This is a genomic window from Virgibacillus kimchii (assembly GCF_055379185.1).
On sequence record NZ_AP043951.1, the window covers coordinates 2762292 to 2780653 of the forward strand.

The window sequence follows — 18362 nt, forward strand, 5'->3', positions numbered from 1 at the left end:
TCTATAAAAGTAAATACAGTAATGTTTATTTTTTGAAATAAATAACAATTATATGGTCAGAAAAGCCTATGTATAAAACGTTTAAAGGCCCCTGGACATTTTTCAACATTTTTCTTTTCAAAGAAAAAAGGACCCTTAACGAGGTCCTCTTTCAATTAATCTTCTCTCTATCAAACATAATTCCATTTTCATGCCTGACTTTCTCAGTGATCGTCAATACATCCCGGCTAAGCTCTTTCAGCCGATCATACGATTCTATATCTTTACTTCGAATAATACTTGCAAATGTTTCTGCTTCATACACCATATTGTTCGGATGATCATCCGCATCCAATGGCAATTCTTCCTTCGTACCATTTTTTATAATACGTGGCTGATACATATCCCCGGGATTTTCAAAAGATAATGTTCCCTTCTCACCATGAATTTCACAGGTATTGGCCGATTGGGCAATTTTCGAACACATAATGGTGGTGGTATGATCTGCATACTCCAATATCAGTGTGCCACTTCCATCCACACCGGTTGCAAGCTTCACAGGGAAATAGGATGCATTTTCCGGTTTGCCAAACAGTCCTACTGCCAGTGACAAAGGATACACACCCAAGTCCACCAGGGCACCTCCGGAAAATTCCGTTGTGAAGATATTTGGCACTTCCCCATCGAGATACTTGTCATACCTGGAGGAATACTGAACAAACGGCAGTATCACGCTGCGCACTTTACCAATTTGCTCGAGTCCTTTTTTCAGCACGGTAAAGTTGGGGGAATGGAGATTTCTCATTGCTTCAAAAAGATAAACGTTATTTTTCTCTGCCACCCGATGCGCTTCTTCCCATTCCTGTAAATTAGAAAAAATAGGCTTTTCACAAATGACATGCTTCCTGTTTTTCAAAAAAAGCAGTACCTGTTCAAAATGCAGCGCATTTGGAGAAGCAATGTAAACCACATCCAGTAAGTTACTTGCAGCCATCTCGTTCATATCCGTGAAAACATGTTCCACCCGGTGCTTTTTGGCAAAATCATCTGCATGCTCTTTCGTCCTTGAATACACAACATTATGGGTTAAACCCGAAGAAGCTTTGGATGCCTCAATAAAAGCATCTGTAATCCAACCTGTTCCAATCGTTCCAAAATTCATCGTCATCCCCTCCACAGATAAAGGGACAGGTTTCGTGTCCCAGTTTATTGGGAGAATGAACCTGTCCCCGCGTCCCATTATTGCTCCAGTTTTTCAATTCGCTTTTCCAGTTTTTCGGTTGTTTTCAGTTGCTCAACCATTCGTTTAATTAACTGCAGCTCAGCCTGGGCTGTCATAACATGATCCTGTGCGTGAATCATGAAGAAGCTGGGAACCGCATCCTCATCCTGCGATTGAATAAGTTGGGTCTGGTATTTATGCCCTTTCAGAAATTCCTCATTTGCTTCTTCCAGCAGTTTTTCCGCTTCTGCGAATTTGTACTCTTCTGCTTCATCCAATGCTTCATAAGCTGCTCCGCGGGCATTCCCGCCATGCAGAATAAGCTGTGTCATAATCTCTTCATAGTTCATCAGCAAAACACTCCTCATAGCGCAAAGATGTCTTATACTTCTTTTCTTTCCTCTTCCTCCATTACAAGCTGTTTGTCATATCGCTTAAAGAAAGGCCAGTAAATAAGTGCCGCAATAACCGCATTCATGATTTGCACCAGCCCGGCGATTACTGACCCACCTGTAGCTATGAAGCCACCAAAGAAGATTGGCACTGTAAAAGGCGGCTGAATAATAACCGGCGGAATAACGCCTGTGGCGAATAAAATATAGTTAATCGTAACTATAACAACCGGCCCTAATACAAACGGAATAATTAAAAGTGGGTTCAATACAATCGGCACCCCGAATATAATTGGTTCATTAATATTAAACAGCGATGGAATAATCGCAGTTTTTCCCACCTGTTTTAATTGCGTTGAGGCTGCAAACAGTAAAAATACAGCAAGACCGATCGTTGCACCGGACCCGCCAATGTGTGTAAACATGTGATAAAACGGTTCCGTTACAATACCGGTTGCCGCCTCCGCATTGCCGGCACTGACTGCATCTGCGTTTTCAGCCATCTGCGTCATCCAGAACGGATATGCCACAGAAGAAACTACGTTCATGCCATGGATCCCGATGGACCAAAGTACGAGCATTAATAAGATCATTCCGACCGCTGCCCAATAAGTATTCGATGCAGCTACAAGCGGACTGAACAGATCGAGCACTGCCTGCGGAATCGTCACACCGAAGTTTGCCCAGACAATCCAGGCCAGGATCCATACGGCAGGCAAAATAAGCAAGAAAGGAATTAACGCACGGAAGGTTCGCATCACGTATGGCGGCACCCCCGCCGGCATTTCAAAGGTAAAACCCTTATTAATTAAAAACCGCATCAATTCCGTTGTTAAAATCCCCAAAATAATCGCAACAAACAGTCCTTGTCCACCCAAATAGGCGAGAATTTCCCCAAAAGGAACCTGCTCAATATCCGTCATCGGAAATGCAGTCATAAAAAATGCGATCATTGATAAAATCCCCGCCATAACTGCATCCATATCATACCGCGAGGCCAGACTGTAACCGACACCAAACGCTACGGTCAGTGCCATAATCCCAAATGTCAAGTTAAACGGGAACAGAATTTGCGCCTGAATTGGCTCAATCGCATTTTCCCATGCATTGATAATACCCCAGTCGAGGGAAGTGGGCGGGTTTGCGATAATCAGAAATAACGCCCCAGTGATAATTACGGGTAAAGCAAATATAACGAATGCATCCCGAATTGACTGTAAGTATCTATTTTGGGCGATCTTGCCCAAAGGCTCCATTAACTTATCTTCCATCCATTCTACCATATTCATTACATGTACCCCCCTACAGGCATTCCAAAAGCAGGGTCACCCACTTTTGGGCATGCCTTTTATTCTTCCAGTAATTTTAAAGCCTGATCCAATACTTTATCCCCATCCATTAAAGCAAATGCACGCTGATCTACCAGGTCCATTGGAATTCCGTGCTCATCCGCTACTTTACTGACTTCTTTTTTCAAATGACGCACTTGCGGTTCAAGCAATGCCACATCATACTGACCTGCTTTTTGCTTAAACTCACCGGTCCCGCCGGCATGAGCCTCCACATCCATACCACGCTTTTCAGCTGCTTCCTGTACTTTTTTCGCCAACTGGCTGGATGTCGCACCCCAACTGCAAAGAATAATAATTTTCTTTTGTTCCGCCATTCTAATCCGCTCCTTTTCATGTATAATTATTTCTTTGTTAAAATCTCTTTGGCCATGTGATCAACCCGTTTATAATGTCCCATCAGCCAATAGGAAAACCATGATGCCGCAAAAATAATAATAGAAAATGCAATCCCGAAACCGAGAACCAGGTTGGCTGAAGGACTTCCGGTTATTACTGCATACAGGCCATAGCCAATCCAGATAAGTGCAAAAACCGACGCATAAATGATTAAAAACTTTTTCATCTAAGCCCTCCTGACATAGTTATGTTACCCCTTACATCCAAAACTCATGCATCTTTTTTGTATGGATGCACTCACCTAAAGATAATGCAAAAATCATGCCAACTTTTTAAATGTGCTCCCGGAGGCAATTCCGGCAAGCTGTGTCAGTGTGTTATCCAATCTGTCTTTTTTAAAAAAACAATAAATCAAAACCACCAGTGTGAACTGGTGGTTTGCTCTGCGGCTGAAAGCCTATGTTACCGGCCTCGGCCTAAAAGGCCCACTGAATGGGTTTCCCTTTTGCACCACACTTACTCACTGATTCTTAAAGAATCTCTTATTTCTTTTTATTTTTCTTACCGGTGAACGGATCAAATTCTTCAAATAATGTTAATTGATCGCTCATGTAATCCTCCCTAAGCTGATTTCGTATATACTCTTGAATTTGATTTTTATTTCTTCCCACCGTATCCACAAAGAATCCTCGACACCAGAATTTTCGATTACCATATCTATACTTTAAATTCGCATGACGGTCAAAGATCATTAAACTACTTTTACCTTTTAAGTATCCCATGAATTGAGACACACTCAATTTTGGTGGTATACTAACTAACATATGAATGTGGTCTTTGCATGCATTTGCTTCGTGTATTTCAACGCCTTTTCTTTCGCAGAGTTCTCTGATTATTTCTCCTATACTTCTTTTATATTTTCCATATATGATTTGTCTTCTATATTTTGGTGCAAAAACTATATGGTACTTACATCTCCACTGCGTGTGTGCTAAACTATTCTTGTCCTTCATTGGACGTGCCTCCTTCTATGGTGAGATTTTGGTGGTCGGGAAACCTACCTAATCTTACCATGAAGCGAGGCTTTTTTTGACCCCACGCTAGAAGCTCTCTGGAACCCCCGGCATAGCCGGGGGTTTTCAAAGATCATAAAAAAATGTGTGCAACTGTTTTGCACACATTAACGGGATAGTTTTATCAATTCCCGCTTTATTCTATCTGTTACTTCAACATGAAATGTATCATTTATTTGTTGAACAAGTTCCGACCAAAGCTTATCTTCCTGTTCGGAAGGGACAGTCTTATGATCCAGTGGAATGGAAGAAAGAAACCGGTCATCCGTATTTTTCAAATGCACGGAAATCAAGCGGTCAACCAGACTTCCGATGTGCATCCACATACCTAGTTCACGATTATTATCCCAGCCATAAAAACCACGTATGGCCGGCATATACTCCTGCAGCAGATCAGCAACAGCTTTCGGGTTCACATGGATCGTTATTTCCTGCAGACCACGTAAGATGAGATCATAAATTTCATTGGAGGAAATGTCTTCCCTGAATGGGGGCAAGGCCGTTTTCCGGGAAACTTCCAATAGTTTATGCATGCGCGATATCCCTTCATCCTGCAGAAGTTCCCATGCCGGTATATACGGGATACCTTCAATGGAAACCGGAACCGTTCCAATAATAGCGATAACATCATAATAATCTGTCAATCCATTTAAAACCGATGTGTCTTTTGTTATAGGATCAATGCGCACCGCTCTGATCACCACGTCATCATCCATCTTTGACAGCTGGTCTTCCAGCCATGATTCCAGCAGTTGAGCAGCTCCCTCTCCCGTAAAACAGACAGTGGCAATTAGTCGCTTTTTCTGGACTTCACTCTTCTGCTGGTCTTTTTCCATAAATACATCCATGGCTTCTCTCGTTGCCTGGTACATGCCTTCCAGTGTCTGATCGGATATTAATGATTGTCTTCCTGCCTCAAGTACCATTGGAAGGTTGACACTGGATAAGGTTTTGATGGGAACACTCAATTCATGCTGAATCGTATCCCCCATGGTAATGAGAGAACCAATATCAACCAATAGCAGGGCACCTTTTATTTCAGACAGCCGGTTGATCGTCTGTTTCACCCGTTCATACGTCTCTTCAACCGCCATCGTCAGCGGCATATCAATCGGATGAATGACATTATTGCCAAGCAGATAATTGGTCACTTCCGCCATGGACGTGGCTGTTGAACTTCCATGGGTTACCAGAATGACAGCCAACTGCTGTTCAGCCGTCAGTACTTGCTGTGTTGGTTCCGGTGTGAGGAAATGAGCAATCAGTTCCACTTCTTCCTCAGGCAGGTTCATGCCGATTTCCGTCCGCAATTGATTGGCAATCTCTGCTGCTGCCTTCCGGTATGCCGGATTCGGATGAATCATCACAGGTATTGGCTCTTTCTTAATTTGATCCCTTAAGTGATTCCGGTAATTCTGCAGATGCAGCCCGATGACATACAGCTGATTCTTCTGAACCGCAAATGGCAATATCTGATCCAGGCTTTCCCAAGTGCTCTGCAGCACATGAAACAAATCATCATCAATCAGGTCCTTCCAGCTATCCTTCGACTGAACAGGTTGCCGGTACTTTTCCGTCAGTTCCCGAATATACTCATAAACTGCCTGTTGCAAATCATCCTTGTTTTCATTTTCTATATTATTATTTTGAACATAAAGACGCTCATATATATTGGGAAATGGAACCGAAGAATCCACGCTTGTCTGATCCGACGCAATTTTTCGCGCCTGTTTGTTTGCATTACCTAGTTTATTTTCGACAAGATATTTATGATCGCCCGGAAAATCCTCCAGCTTAAGGATTACCCTGCTGTCTTCTTCATTCAAGTAACGCAAATAGGCGCGTGCGCAGGCGATTTGTATATCGCTTTTCAATTGGCCTATATTACCCGGACAATCATAGGACACAAATGCTTTCCTGCAGTCATCTTCAATCGACAGGTCCTCTTTCATGATTGTCGCTTCTTCACTTAGAAAATAATCTATTAATTCCTCGCGTTCACCTGTTGTTCGTTCACGTAATGGAGGTACATCCAACTTTACAGAAAAACGGCGCAATAAGGTAGGCAATAAATACGTTTCCGAACTTTCTGTTGTAGCTCCTATAAGTGCCACATCCGCATAGCGCTTTCGGGTGGCCTCGCCGAGCCTGTGGTAAATTCCTTGATCCATCAGATAAAACAGCATCTCCTGCCCGGAAGGAGGAAGCCGGTGAATCTCATCCAGGAATAAAATACCGCCGTCGGCCTGTTCGACCAATCCCACTTTATCCTCGGTTGCACCGGTGAATGCACCTTTTTTTATTCCAAAAATCTGGCCTACCAGCAGTTCCGGATTTTGGGCATAATCTGCACAGTTAAATGTGATAAACTTCTCCCTCTTTGCATCGTGAAAACCGGCGATGGCCATTTCGGACAATTTTCCCGCCAAATAGGATTTACCTGTCCCGGTTTCCCCTGTCAATAAAATCGGCAGTGGCCTGGAAGGATACAAAAATGCTGCCATCCCGGTTTCCAGCAGGGATTGAAGACTTTCTTCAGACCCGACAATATGACTATCATTGGATTCCCTATGTAAGACCATATATTTTACCGGCTTGCCGAGTATCTTTTTTGCATAACCGGCTTTCACCAGATCATTTAAATACCGGCTTGCGGTCGAGCGGTTGATTTGCAGCGCTGCGCCTACCTGCCCTGCATCCGCTCCATCACTGCCGAATTGCTGTAATTGCTGATACACATCTTTGATTCGACTCATAAACTGCGCGCCCTCTTTCTTTACGTCTTCCATGTCTATTTCCCATTTTCCCATCTGTCATAAGTATAACATCAACTTATATAACTTTTTTAAAAGTTGGGTTTCATTTCTTTTTGTTACCCAGATCCGGACCACCTCTGGCCCCACCTATGGAGAAAAGCAGCCAATTTTAAAGGCACTCTTCCAAAGAGTGCCCTAAAAGAATTATTCACCCTTGCTATGAACTATCTTCATAAACTCCTCACCGGATATGGTTTCTTTTTCCAACAAGTATTTCGCCAGTTCATGGAGTTTATCCATGTTATTATGAAGAATTTCCCTCGCTTCTTCATGGGCGTTCCTAATAATCCTCCGCACTTCTGCGTCCACCTGGGCTGACGTCTCCGCAGAAGCCTGCATAGTTGTCTCCCCGCCCAAATACGGATTCACTACCGTTTCGATACCCATCATGCCAAAATTATCACTCATACCAAAACGGGTGACCATCTGCCGGGCAAGTTTTGTTGCCTGTTCAATATCATTTGCTGCGCCGGTAGTAATCGAATTAAAGATTATTTCTTCAGCAGCCCTTCCTCCAGTTAAGGCAGTAATTTTATTCAGCAGATCTTTTTTGGAGTATAAAAATTTCTCCGCCTCTTCCACTTGCATTGTAAAGCCAAGTGCACCTGACGTTCTCGGTATAATGGTTATTTTTTGCACCGGTGCGGCACCTTCCAGATTAACCGCTACCAACGCATGCCCGATTTCATGATAGGAAACGACCAGTTTCTCATGAGTGGAAATTACCGCACTCTTTCTTTCATAGCCGGCAACCACAATATCAACCGCCTGTTCCAAATCATCCTGCATGACTTTTTTGTGTTTCATTTTCACCGCATGGAGAGCTGCTTCATTTACAATATTTGCGAGCTCAGCCCCGGATGCACCTGCCGTCGATCTGGCAATCACTTCAAAGTCCACATTTTCATCCACTTGAATCTTTTTCGCATGGACCTTCAAAATTGCTATTCGTCCATTCAAATCAGGAAGTTCGACCGGAATTCTTCTGTCAAACCTGCCTGCCCTTAACAGAGCTTTATCCAGCACTTCCGGGCGGTTTGTTGCTGCAAGGATAACCACCCCTTTACTGCTGTCAAACCCATCCATTTCATATAACAACTGATTCAGCGTCTGCTCCCGTTCGTCATTCCCCATAACCCCTTTACCGTCCCTTGACTTTCCAATCGCATCTATCTCATCAATAAAAACAATACACGGTGCTTTTTCCTGTGCCTGTTTGAATAAATCCCGAACCCTGGATGCACCTGTACCAACGAACATTTCCACAAACTCAGAACCGGAAATGATAAAAAACGGAACTTTAGCTTCTCCGGCAACCGCCCGGGCAATCAATGTTTTCCCAGTTCCAGGCGGCCCCACCAATAGAGCCCCTTTTGGCAGTTTGGCACCAATGTTTCTGTATTTAGCCGGATCATGCAGAAAATCAATTATTTCTACCAGTGCCTCTTTTGCCTCATCCTGCCCGGCTACCTGATCAAAGGTGACATTTGATTTGGATTCAGCATGAATTTTTGCTTTACTTTTTCCAAATGACATGGGACTTGCATCCCCGCCGCCCATTCTTTTACGCAAATTACGGCTAAGAAAGATTCCAAAAACGATAAAAATCAATACCGGTAAAATTAAAAATAGAAACATCGTAAATATAGGTGATACTTCTGTTGGTATTTCCTGGGTAAACTCGGCACCCGCTTCATATAGGCGATCCACCAGAGCAGGGTCTTCTACCCGCCCGGTCTGATAAACCGTATCCTCTTCCCCGGGTAATGTAAACAATATATTTGTCTCTGTCATTTCTACTTCATTCACATTACCTTCTTCCAGCATCGACAAAAAAGTGCCATAATCGATCTCCTCCACTTGCTGATCCTGGAAGAAAGGCAAAACGACTGCATTCAATGCAAATATAATTAAAAGGGCAAATAGAATGTAATAAATAAGTGGCCTTTTTGGTGTCTGGCTATTTTGTTTCGCCATATTCCTCTCCTCCCTTTCGTTCAGTTCAAGGCACGGGATATGTACCTGGTCGGTATAAGGGACCGAAGCCTCTTCAATGAAAAAGCCTATATCATATCCTACTTCTATTATACCTTTATTCTGCGCTTATTTCAGACTCAAAACCAAACATTCTATCACAAATAACTGATAGGCAGGGGGGCTGCTTTACAGAAAGAGGATGCACCTGCTGCTTATTTAAAACTTTCCTGATAATCACTGAAAAAGGTATCCAAACTCCGGGCCGGTCTGCCCAGTATCTCATAAACATCATTTGTCACTCTTTCTTTTCTTTTTCCAGGATAAGCATCTGTAATATACGCAAGATCATAAGCCCGCCATTGGGGCGTTCCTTTTGATAAGTGCTGCTGATAAAACACTTCCTGCGTAACGGCGTTATATTTTACCGATTTGCCGCGTATTGCCGATAAATACTCTGCGATTTCCGTATATGACACAACAAAGGGACCAGTCAGCGTATATATTTTCCCTTCATGCCCATCCGTCCGCAGTATTTTAGCAGCCACTTCGGCAATATCCCGCACATCAATGAAGCTGAATTGGTCGTTGCCCATTGGCGCTGAGAATTCGCCTTCTTTTGCAATCGCTTCACCAAAACGCAATACATTTTGCATATATAAATGCGGGCGAAGAAACGTCCAATCCAAATTGGCGTCCTGCAGCTGTTTTTCCGTTTCTGCGTGCCAGCGCATTAAAGCAATCGGGGAATCTTCAGAAGCACCATATGCCGATAATTTGACGATATGTTTTACCCCTGTCCGTTCCGCAGCTTTTAGAACATTTTCATGTTGAGCCACCTGATCCGGATTGTCCCTGGCAACCAGAAAAAGACGATCCACACCATCCATCGCCAGCTCAAGTGATTTAATGTCTTCAAATGTACCGACCGCTTTTTCCAATTTGGAATGATTAATATCATGCAAAGCTTGTTCATCCCGGACGAAAGCCCTGACAGGCAACCCTCTTTTCAACACATTCTCCACAACCATTTTACCAATTTGTCCTGTAGCTCCTGTTACCAAAATCATTTTTTGTTACCCCTCCTGTTTCCATAAATTTTATACCTATAACTGAAGATTTATTCGAACGTTACACTACCTGCTCCCCAGCCGCAGAATTATCTGTGAAATAATGGCAAGCAGCGGAAGCTCCACAAGTGGTCCGATAATTAACACGAGCGGGATCAAAGGTTCATGTGGAAAAGCAGTAATTGCCAAAGCCAGGGCAATTGGCGAATTCCTTGCTAATGTTGTCAGATTCAGACTTGCCGTATTGGCGTGGTTAAATTTGAGCATTCGTCCAACCACCCTTCCGAGCAAAAAATTAGTAATAAAAAAAGCAAGGATCGGCAAAAGTAATAACAGGAGTAAGTCCAAATTGGCAAGCAGTACTTCTCCCTGAGACGTGAACATGGCAACGATAGCCAGGCACAAGAAAATAATAGGCAAACCATCCATTTTCTCGGTTGACTTTTTCAGTTCTTTGGCCCGCCGATGCAGCACCGCCCTGATTCCATAAGCCAGTAACAGCGGAATCAACAGGACAAGAACAATACTTTCCACAATCAACTGCAGATCCACCATGGCAGCTGTACCGGCAAATATGTAAAAATAAACCGGCAGCAACATAAGCTGTAAAAGTAAATTTAATGGCAAAATGCTCGCAGATAACGCCACATTTCCTTTGGCAATTCCGGTAAAAACAATATACCAGTCCGTACAGGGCGTAACCATCAGCATAATAAATCCAATCCAGAGCGCCGGATGATCCGCTAAAAACACACTTGCCAACAGCCATGCCAATACTGGGGTCAGGATAAAATTCATAATAATGCTTGTTATAGTAAATTTTCTGTTGGCAAAGGATTGTTTTATATTTTGAATGGGTACCTGGATAAAAGTAAATAACAGCATAAGCATTAAAAGTGGTACAATCACTGCATCAGCCACGACACTCAGCCCGCTGATCTGCCCAAGTAAAAGACCAGCTGCCACAGAAATCATGATGAGTATTGAGTAGATTTTTTCCAAATAACCCATATTGCTGCCTCCTCTAACTTAATGATATTTGAAAAATGGGGATAGACCAAATTATATCTACGCAGGATTATATATTATGTTTTGTTTGAGCAAACAAGTGGAATTTAAAAACATTAGCAATTATAATATAACTATAGTTACTCAAAGTAACCTTGTTACTAAAAGGAGGAATTGCTGCATGGATAATAAAATTGTATTGATCACAGGTGGGACAGGCGGAATCGGACAAGCCACGGCACAACTTTTTTTGGATCATGGTGCGAAAGTTGTTTTAGTAGATGTGAATCAGGATGCTTTGGATAACGCCAAAAACAACTTGGATGCAGACAAAGGAAATATTAAAGTGATTCAGGCAGATGTGACGAATGAAGAAGATGTGAAAAATTATGTAAAAGAAACAGTAAGTGCATTTGGCAAAATCGACGTCTTTTTTTAATAATGCCGGGGTAAATGGCCCATTTGCCAATATTACAGACCTGGAAAAAGAAAAATTCGAACAGGTTATGGGCATTAACGTGACCGGTGTATTTCTTGGCCTGAAGCATGTTATTAAACAGATGGAAGAACAAGGACATGGCAGCATCATCAACACAGCGTCTAATGCGGCTTATATTGGTTCAGCAGGAATGCCCGGATATATTGCGTCAAAGCATGCGGTAGCAGGACTAACAAAAACAGCCGCACTGGAAGCAGCTGAAAATGGGGTACGCATTAACGCAGTAGCACCGGCAGCCATTGATACACAAATGCTGGCCGATATTCAAAACAACACCTCACCAGGTAACCCGGAAGCATCTGCCGAAGCCATAAAACAAGGAATCCCTCTTGGCCGCTTCGGTGCACCAAATGAAGTAGCTCAGGTTGTCTATTTCCTTGCTTCCGACCAATCGTCCTTTGTTACAGGCTCCCTTTATAATGTGGATGGCGGCATGCAGGCGGATTAATCGAAAAATAATATGTTTGAAAAGACTGGCTCGCCTAACCGGCGGCCGGTCATTTTATTTTCATCATTGGATGATTCGGCCGTAATGTAAGTTGAATGCCTCCTTCCGTTTATCTTCAACCCTGAAAGGGAAATGGAAAAAACAGAAAAAACCGGGAGGACGTCACATGCTTGATTTTATCGTATTGGTGGTCATCGGGGTAATCGGTGCAATCGGTTTATCCCTTTTTATGAAACTGGTTCGTATACTGACTGGCAACCGGGCGGAAATATTGCTCTATAACCTGGATTATATGCCTGTTTTAAAGAAGTGGAGCCACATCCGCGCCGCTGGTCTTACGTTTCACTTTTTCACCTGTATAGCAAGTGTCGTTGTACTGTTTTACCTGCTAAGGCTCATTGGATGGGAATATTATATTTTTCCTTATGTCGTTGTATATACTGCCGGCAGCGCCTTCTTATTTTTCCTCAGCGCACTGACAAAAACACCTCCCAAGCATACGGATCGTTATGCGTGGCTGCATTGGACGGCCGGACATGCATTTTATGGCATTATTGTCGGGGTTTTGGTGAGGTTATGGGTGTAGCAGCTAACATGCTCTGAAATTATTCATGAAAAAAACCAGGGAATCTCCGTAGTCCCTGGTTTATCCTCCTTTAATATGATTTCACAGCTTCTGGGTATGAACGGTGCAAAATCTTCTTTAGCTTCCTGTTATTATTCCGCACACTGAATTTCAAATTTTACTTCTCCACCTTCAGGATTGACTTCTTCTGCTCGAGATGTACGATCCGGTATTAAGGTTGCTGTTCCTTTTGCAGATAATTCATCTCCTGTGACATCGTTTAATGGGCCATCGTTTACATAACCTTCACCCTCACCAATTGTCGTATCCGGACCGGCACTGATAAATAATTCCAGACCAAAAACCTCTGAGAAGTCGAATTCCGGATCAAGCATATCGTCACTATCATCACTGACTTTATAGCTCGCTTGAAGATGGTGTCCATCTCCTAATGCAGTCACTCTATAACCTACTCCTGGCTGATAACCGCAGCTTGTATTTTCAAAATGAAGTTCCTCTCCATTCCAGGTTGCATATGCGTAATCTTCATTATTAGTTTCATTCTCATCTTCATTTCCGTTATCTGTTGTGCCCTCTATATCTTCATCGCCACTATTAGCCGTTTCTTCTGCGCTTACACCATCACTAATCGGTGTTTCTTCTGCATCTCCATTGTTTGAACCACAGGCCGAAACGATAATGAAACTAAAAGTGATTACAATGAAAATGAAGAAGACTTTCCTATGTGATAACATAATAAACTCTCCAATCTAAGTTTTCATGAAATTCGCGAGCTGCTGTTTCCATTTCAGTATTCTTGGTGACACCCTCAAATTCACCACCTAACACTATAAGTGCTGTAAGTTAAATCCAGGTTAAAAATTATATAAATTCTTACCCTAATTTTGAGAGTCACCAAATATATACAAAACCCCTCAACACATAGACACACAAAGTATTGAGGGGAGTTAAGAAAACAAGCTGATCGTATTAAATGTTGAATAATTTTTCTTCACTTAAATTGAAGTACTTATGCTAGCATTTTTTCTTAAGTTCGTTGTAAATACTGTCTGCAGTACCTGTATTCCTTCTTTTCACTCAAACTTCCGGGAAAGAACATTTCAACATTTTTTAACTTCCTATGTCTGTTCATGTGCCGGAGCTTATACAGGCAGAAACTCTTTTATGGCAAATTCAGTTTAAATACGCCTCACCCCTTAACCAATCCATCCCGGTCTGCTGCTTCCGGCGGTTTTTCCATCCACCCGTTCTCGATCATAATATTGGTGCCGTCCTCTACATATAATCCCACGTCCATCATTAATTTAGCATACATGCCGCCGATATCACGTCTTCCATTCAAGGATGCCCCATTGGCATACGTTCTGATTTTCACGGAAAACATATCTATTTTATGCCAAAGCATTAACTTATCCGAAAAAGGAGGAAAAGAAGTGGTACCTACCAGGTCATCTATTAACGGAAGAGATGGCAAGTCATTTTTTTGCAGTTGCTTTTCGCAGGACATTATATGTTTATCCGCTATTTCTTTTCCCCGCAACAGAAACTTTTTTACTTTTTCTTTTCTGGCTACTTGGCTGAAACCTATTAATAAGGCCTTGCTGGCTATATTATTCTCCATATTGTCATACAAATGTGTGATTTCCAGTGCATGGAGCGGTCTGACATTCCCAAAGAATCCATTCAGGTAATTTTGTTTTTCCACGAATTCAGCCTTATCTGGATTTGGAATCGCAGGAGGTTTTACCATTAGCCCCTTCGCTGTCATAATATCCTTCACGCTTGATACAAGTTCCACCGTCTTCTGCAGGGTTCTTATAAAGAAACTCCTTATATCCGGTCTGCTCACAAGACTTATGGCAATGGTATAAATACTCATTCCTGCTTTACTTGTGTATTTCAGGTAATAAAGATAAAATTCATCTTGAAACAAACGTGGAGCTTCAAGGGTGACATCATCCTTATTAAAACCATAGGGGACGGGAAAGTTCGCCTGAGTAAAAACATTTTTTATATAAGACACAATACTTTCTGCTAAATTCAAAGCTTTATTAACTACTTTCTTTATTTCTGGATCTTCGGCATGTTTTGAAAAATAACGAAGGACACATACAGCCATCGTATTACCGGTATAAGCAGCCCACAATTTACCCATTTCTGCGGAAGTTAATTCAGGATGTTGTTTTCCTTTATCTAATTCTTTTTTATTTTTTTTCATAAAAACGACTCCTTCCATGCATTTTTTTAGTTTAATCTGACAACCTATAATTATTCACTAAAAAAAACTGGTCCCATTGCGACTTACTATGACCATTTCGTGATTAATGCTACAATGTAGTAGTAGGTAAAATTGAGAAGAGAATGTCCTGTTAGAGACATGATTTTAATAAAGGAGAGTGGTAAACAATGAATCAGAAACAATTTGATAAAATCAAGAATGGAAAAGGATTTATCGCAGCATTGGATCAGAGTGGTGGAAGTACACCTAAGGCACTGGCTTTATATGGCGTTGAACAAGATGCCTATTCCACTGAGGAAGAAATGTTCGACCTGGTTCACGAAATGCGGACAAGAATTATCAAATCTCCTGCCTTTAGTTCTGAGCATATTCTGGGAGCAATTCTGTTTGAACAGACAATGGATCGTGAAATCGACGGAATGTACACCGGCGACTATCTGGCTGAAAAGAAGGGGATTGTACCTTTCTTAAAAGTGGACAAAGGCCTTGCTGAAGAAGAACAGGGCGTTCAGATGATGAAGCCGATTCCTGATTTGGATGAAACGCTGAAACGTGCAAATGAGCGTCATATTTTTGGGACTAAAATGCGCTCGGTTATTAAAAAAGCCAACCCGGAAGGTATTAAAGCAGTAGTCGAGCAGCAATTTGAAATTGGAAGACAGATTTTGGCTGCAGGCTTAGTGCCAATCATTGAACCGGAAGTGGATATTAACAGTCCCGAAAAAGAAAAGTGTGAGGATGCTCTGAAAACAGAACTGATCGGGCACTTGAACAGCTTAAATGATGATGAAAACGTCATGCTGAAATTAACAATTCCATCAGAAGCAAATCTGTACAAAGAATTGATTGATCATCCTCGTGTAGTGCGTGTTGTTGCCCTTTCCGGCGGATATTCCACCGAAGTGGCCAACGAAAAGCTGAAAGAAAACGACGGACTGATTGCCAGCTTCTCTAGAGCTTTAAGCCAGGACTTGAACGTAAATCAATCCGACGAAGAATTCAACCGCGAGCTCGAAAAAGCAGTAAAATCAATATACGAAGCATCTGTTTGAAAATTTTGAATTGAGGGGTCAGACCCCTTTAGGTAAAAAAAGGGAGAGCAGGAATCAAATTGTCCTGCTCTCCCTTTTTGATTTATATGGATAATGCCGTACTCTTATTTCCAATAATCATTTGCTGCTGCTATGGTTTGAAAGTGGATCGCGACTACCTGTGAAGCAAATGTAAGACTATCTGCATTATCAGCGTAATCTTTGCGCAATTCTTCTCTTACCTTTCTATCATCCTGGGTATAGGTGACCCCTTTTTTCGCCAAAGTAATGGCCAGCTCAAATCCTTCCTGCGGTGTGCTTGTTCTTAAATCCGTTAACCACTGCTCATGATTAGCCTCCTTAATTTTCAATATATTTATAACATACCCGTTTTGCATGGAAGTATCACATCTAAATGGTAAACGAATCTAATAATGCTTCGAAAAATTCGAGCTGTTTCGGGGAGTGACAGTGCTTTTCGGTGGGACGAGCATTTAGCGCAGTCCCATATTTTCGATGGGACGAGGAACCACTGTACCGCAGCCCCAGGCACCTATCTACAACTCAAACTCCCAGTCTTCTCTCATTTTCAAATAAAGCACCATCAGTTCATTTTCAAGCTGATATACCGATTTCCTTTTGGTGTCCAGACCGACCTTGGGAAGCAGGATTTCTGCCATTTCTATCGTGAGTTGGCTCCGCTGTGCATCGCGCAATTCCATCAGCTTTGAGCTGTACGTCCGCAGTAAATTATATTCCTTTGAACCCAGTGCATTATATGCCAGCTCATCTATATGAAAACTGTTTTTGTTCAACCCGCGTTGCTCTATTTCCTTCTCCAGTGCCGATTTCTTCTTCCGCTTCATATTCTCGTCAAGCACAACGACAGTACCTGCAGCCATATCACCAAGCCGCTTATGCTTTGAATGGAAAAATACAAGAATAATACCGAGAAAATAACTCGTCGGCAGCATATCAATAATCCGCAGCAAATTGCGGATCAGTGCAGACATAAATGTAATATTATGACCATTTTCCTGAATGACACGGATGCCGACCATGCGCTTTCCAATTGTTTTTCCATTGTAAAAATACTCACCCGTAAAAAAGTAACCCCAATTAATAACGAAAATAAGAATGAAAAAAATAGCCACAAGCCACCCTGACTCCATTAAAAGGAACATATCACTTCTCGGTAAAAGGAAAAGCACTAAAAAAAGCGCTATATTCGCCAGTGTCAAGATCACCTGGTCAATAATCATGGCAGCTGACCTTGACCCCAGGCCGGCAAGGCTGAACTCGAGGGATACAAATTCCGGTGTTTTAATATCAATCTGTTCCTGTTTCATGCACTTCTCCCCAACTTTCCTTCGATCTTCTCTTATCCAATAACATCTTGCCCCAAATGATATACAGTAATAACCCAATCACCGTTACAATCGCCACAACATATTTCATTTCCAGCGAAAGATCAGCCGGTGTAATAAAACCTTCAATAACCCCTGCGATAATGAACAAGGGAATGGTCCCGAGGAATAGCTGCACAGATCGCTTGGCATTTTCCCTTAACTGATAACCCCTCGTATATGCCCCGGGCACAAACAGCTTATAGCCCATTAACAATCCGGCACCGCCAGCAATAAAAATAGCCGCCAGCTCCACCATGCCGTGGGGAACGATAAAAGCCCAAAAATCATAGGTCATCCCGGCATGCCAATAAAGAGCAGCCAAACCACCGACAATCAACCCGTTATAAACAAGGATATATATCGTGCCGATCCCCAGTGTGATTCCACTGGCAAATGCCAAAATTGCCACCTGGATATTGTTCGTCATAATTTGAGCCGACATGATGGAGTTATCAATTTCATCAAGTCCCTCTCCAAGCCGCTCCGGATCCACTGCTGTACCCATCTCATCCGGCATGACAGAATAATACGCAAGCGGGTCCTCCACGACGGCCAGGAACGCTGCCAACAGTCCAAACATAAACAGCAGCATGGCAACAATGATAAATTTCCATTGTTCAAGTAAAAGTCCGACAAACTTGGTGCTGAAGAAGTACCGCATCTGCTGAAAGCTCGTTACCTGGTCCCTGTACAATATATTATGAGATTTGGAAACAAGCCCGTTCAAATAGACGGTAACCTCTTCATCGGGAAAATAAGTCCGGCTATAGGATAAATGCTGCGCTGCTTTTTGGTAAAGCCCCTGGAACTTCGAAATATCCGCTCCCGTAACCTTTCTCCCTTTTTTCTGTAAATGTGCAGCATAGGCTTCCAGCTGCTTCCACTCTTCCCTGTGCCGCTTCACAAATTGCCTCACATTCACTTCATC

The 18362-nt window shown here is 42.4% G+C and carries 19 protein-coding genes; 4 read left to right on the forward strand and 15 right to left on the reverse strand.

All coding sequences use genetic code 11. From position 1 onward, the window contains the following. Positions 1–151: 151 nt before the first annotated feature. The 10 genes from ACZ42C_RS13300 to ACZ42C_RS13345 form a co-directional block, all read right to left on the reverse strand. Positions 152–1141 (reverse strand): Gfo/Idh/MocA family protein, encoded by a 990-nt coding sequence (locus ACZ42C_RS13300; protein WP_461182020.1) that lies wholly within the window; start codon positions 1139–1141, stop codon positions 152–154. 77 nt (positions 1142–1218) lie between these two features. Then, positions 1219–1551: a PTS lactose/cellobiose transporter subunit IIA gene (locus ACZ42C_RS13305; protein WP_461182019.1), complete on the reverse strand. Its 333-nt coding sequence runs from the start codon at positions 1549–1551 to the stop codon at positions 1219–1221. Between the two features lie 32 nt (positions 1552–1583). Continuing rightward, on the reverse strand, positions 1584–2882 hold the full coding sequence (locus ACZ42C_RS13310) for a PTS sugar transporter subunit IIC (protein WP_461182018.1): 1299 nt from the start codon (positions 2880–2882) through the stop codon (positions 1584–1586). Between the two features lie 59 nt (positions 2883–2941). Continuing rightward, positions 2942–3259 (reverse strand): PTS sugar transporter subunit IIB, encoded by a 318-nt coding sequence (locus tag ACZ42C_RS13315; RefSeq protein ID WP_461182017.1) that lies wholly within the window; start codon positions 3257–3259, stop codon positions 2942–2944. A 26-nt stretch (positions 3260–3285) separates the two neighbouring features. Then, a complete protein-coding gene (locus ACZ42C_RS13320) occupies positions 3286–3507 on the reverse strand; it encodes a hypothetical protein (protein ID WP_461182016.1) in 222 nt (73 codons plus the stop codon). A 316-nt stretch (positions 3508–3823) separates the two neighbouring features. Continuing rightward, entirely contained in the window at positions 3824–4294 is a 471-nt protein-coding gene (tnpA, locus tag ACZ42C_RS13325; protein WP_461183836.1) for an IS200/IS605 family transposase, read from the reverse strand. A gap of 167 nt (positions 4295–4461) precedes the next feature. Further along, positions 4462–7143: a sigma 54-interacting transcriptional regulator gene (locus tag ACZ42C_RS13330; RefSeq protein WP_461182748.1), complete on the reverse strand. Its 2682-nt coding sequence runs from the start codon at positions 7141–7143 to the stop codon at positions 4462–4464. 171 nt (positions 7144–7314) lie between these two features. After that, positions 7315–9147, reverse strand: coding sequence for an ATP-dependent zinc metalloprotease FtsH (ftsH, locus tag ACZ42C_RS13335; protein ID WP_461182747.1), 1833 nt, complete (start codon positions 9145–9147; stop codon positions 7315–7317). 212 nt (positions 9148–9359) lie between these two features. After that, complete coding sequence (locus tag ACZ42C_RS13340) at positions 9360–10214, reverse strand: SDR family oxidoreductase (RefSeq protein WP_461182746.1); 855 nt, start codon at positions 10212–10214, stop codon at positions 9360–9362. A 66-nt stretch (positions 10215–10280) separates the two neighbouring features. Then, positions 10281–11225 carry an arsenic resistance protein gene (locus ACZ42C_RS13345; protein ID WP_461182745.1) on the reverse strand — a complete coding sequence of 315 codons (945 nt, stop codon included), beginning with the start codon at positions 11223–11225 and terminating at the stop codon, positions 10281–10283. A gap of 178 nt (positions 11226–11403) precedes the next feature. Between ACZ42C_RS13345 and ACZ42C_RS13350 the strand changes: the two genes are divergently transcribed. The 3 genes from ACZ42C_RS13350 (at position 11404) to ACZ42C_RS13360 (ending at position 12755) form a co-directional block, all read left to right on the forward strand. Beyond that, positions 11404–11661 carry an SDR family NAD(P)-dependent oxidoreductase gene (locus ACZ42C_RS13350; protein WP_461182744.1) on the forward strand — a complete coding sequence of 86 codons (258 nt, stop codon included), beginning with the start codon at positions 11404–11406 and terminating at the stop codon, positions 11659–11661. Continuing rightward, a complete protein-coding gene (locus ACZ42C_RS13355; RefSeq protein ID WP_461182743.1) occupies positions 11636–12169 on the forward strand; it encodes an SDR family NAD(P)-dependent oxidoreductase in 534 nt (177 codons plus the stop codon). The genes ACZ42C_RS13350 and ACZ42C_RS13355 overlap by 26 nt, the downstream gene beginning before the upstream one ends. A gap of 166 nt (positions 12170–12335) precedes the next feature. Beyond that, on the forward strand, positions 12336–12755 hold the full coding sequence (locus tag ACZ42C_RS13360; RefSeq protein ID WP_461182742.1) for a hypothetical protein: 420 nt from the start codon (positions 12336–12338) through the stop codon (positions 12753–12755). 131 nt (positions 12756–12886) lie between these two features. Here the strand turns inward: ACZ42C_RS13360 and ACZ42C_RS13365 are convergent, their stop codons facing one another. Then, entirely contained in the window at positions 12887–13489 is a 603-nt protein-coding gene (locus ACZ42C_RS13365; protein ID WP_461182741.1) for a hypothetical protein, read from the reverse strand. A gap of 455 nt (positions 13490–13944) precedes the next feature. After that, on the reverse strand, positions 13945–14973 hold the full coding sequence (locus ACZ42C_RS13370; protein WP_461182740.1) for a DUF3231 family protein: 1029 nt from the start codon (positions 14971–14973) through the stop codon (positions 13945–13947). Between the two features lie 188 nt (positions 14974–15161). On the opposite strand from ACZ42C_RS13370, the gene ACZ42C_RS13375 reads away from it, so the two are divergent. Beyond that, positions 15162–16046, forward strand: a complete 885-nt coding sequence (locus ACZ42C_RS13375) for a fructose bisphosphate aldolase (RefSeq protein WP_461182739.1) — start codon at positions 15162–15164, stop codon at positions 16044–16046. A 104-nt stretch (positions 16047–16150) separates the two neighbouring features. Here ACZ42C_RS13375 and ACZ42C_RS13380 read toward each other — a convergent pair whose 3' ends face one another. From ACZ42C_RS13380 to ACZ42C_RS13390, 3 genes are all read right to left on the reverse strand, one after another. Continuing rightward, positions 16151–16423, reverse strand: a complete 273-nt coding sequence (locus ACZ42C_RS13380) for a hexameric tyrosine-coordinated heme protein (protein WP_461182738.1) — start codon at positions 16421–16423, stop codon at positions 16151–16153. A 159-nt stretch (positions 16424–16582) separates the two neighbouring features. Beyond that, positions 16583–17374 carry an RDD family protein gene (locus ACZ42C_RS13385; protein ID WP_461182737.1) on the reverse strand — a complete coding sequence of 264 codons (792 nt, stop codon included), beginning with the start codon at positions 17372–17374 and terminating at the stop codon, positions 16583–16585. Continuing rightward, entirely contained in the window at positions 17355–18356 is a 1002-nt protein-coding gene (locus ACZ42C_RS13390) for a stage II sporulation protein M (protein WP_461182749.1), read from the reverse strand. The genes ACZ42C_RS13385 and ACZ42C_RS13390 overlap by 20 nt, the downstream gene beginning before the upstream one ends. Between the last annotated feature and the right edge of the window lie 6 nt (positions 18357–18362).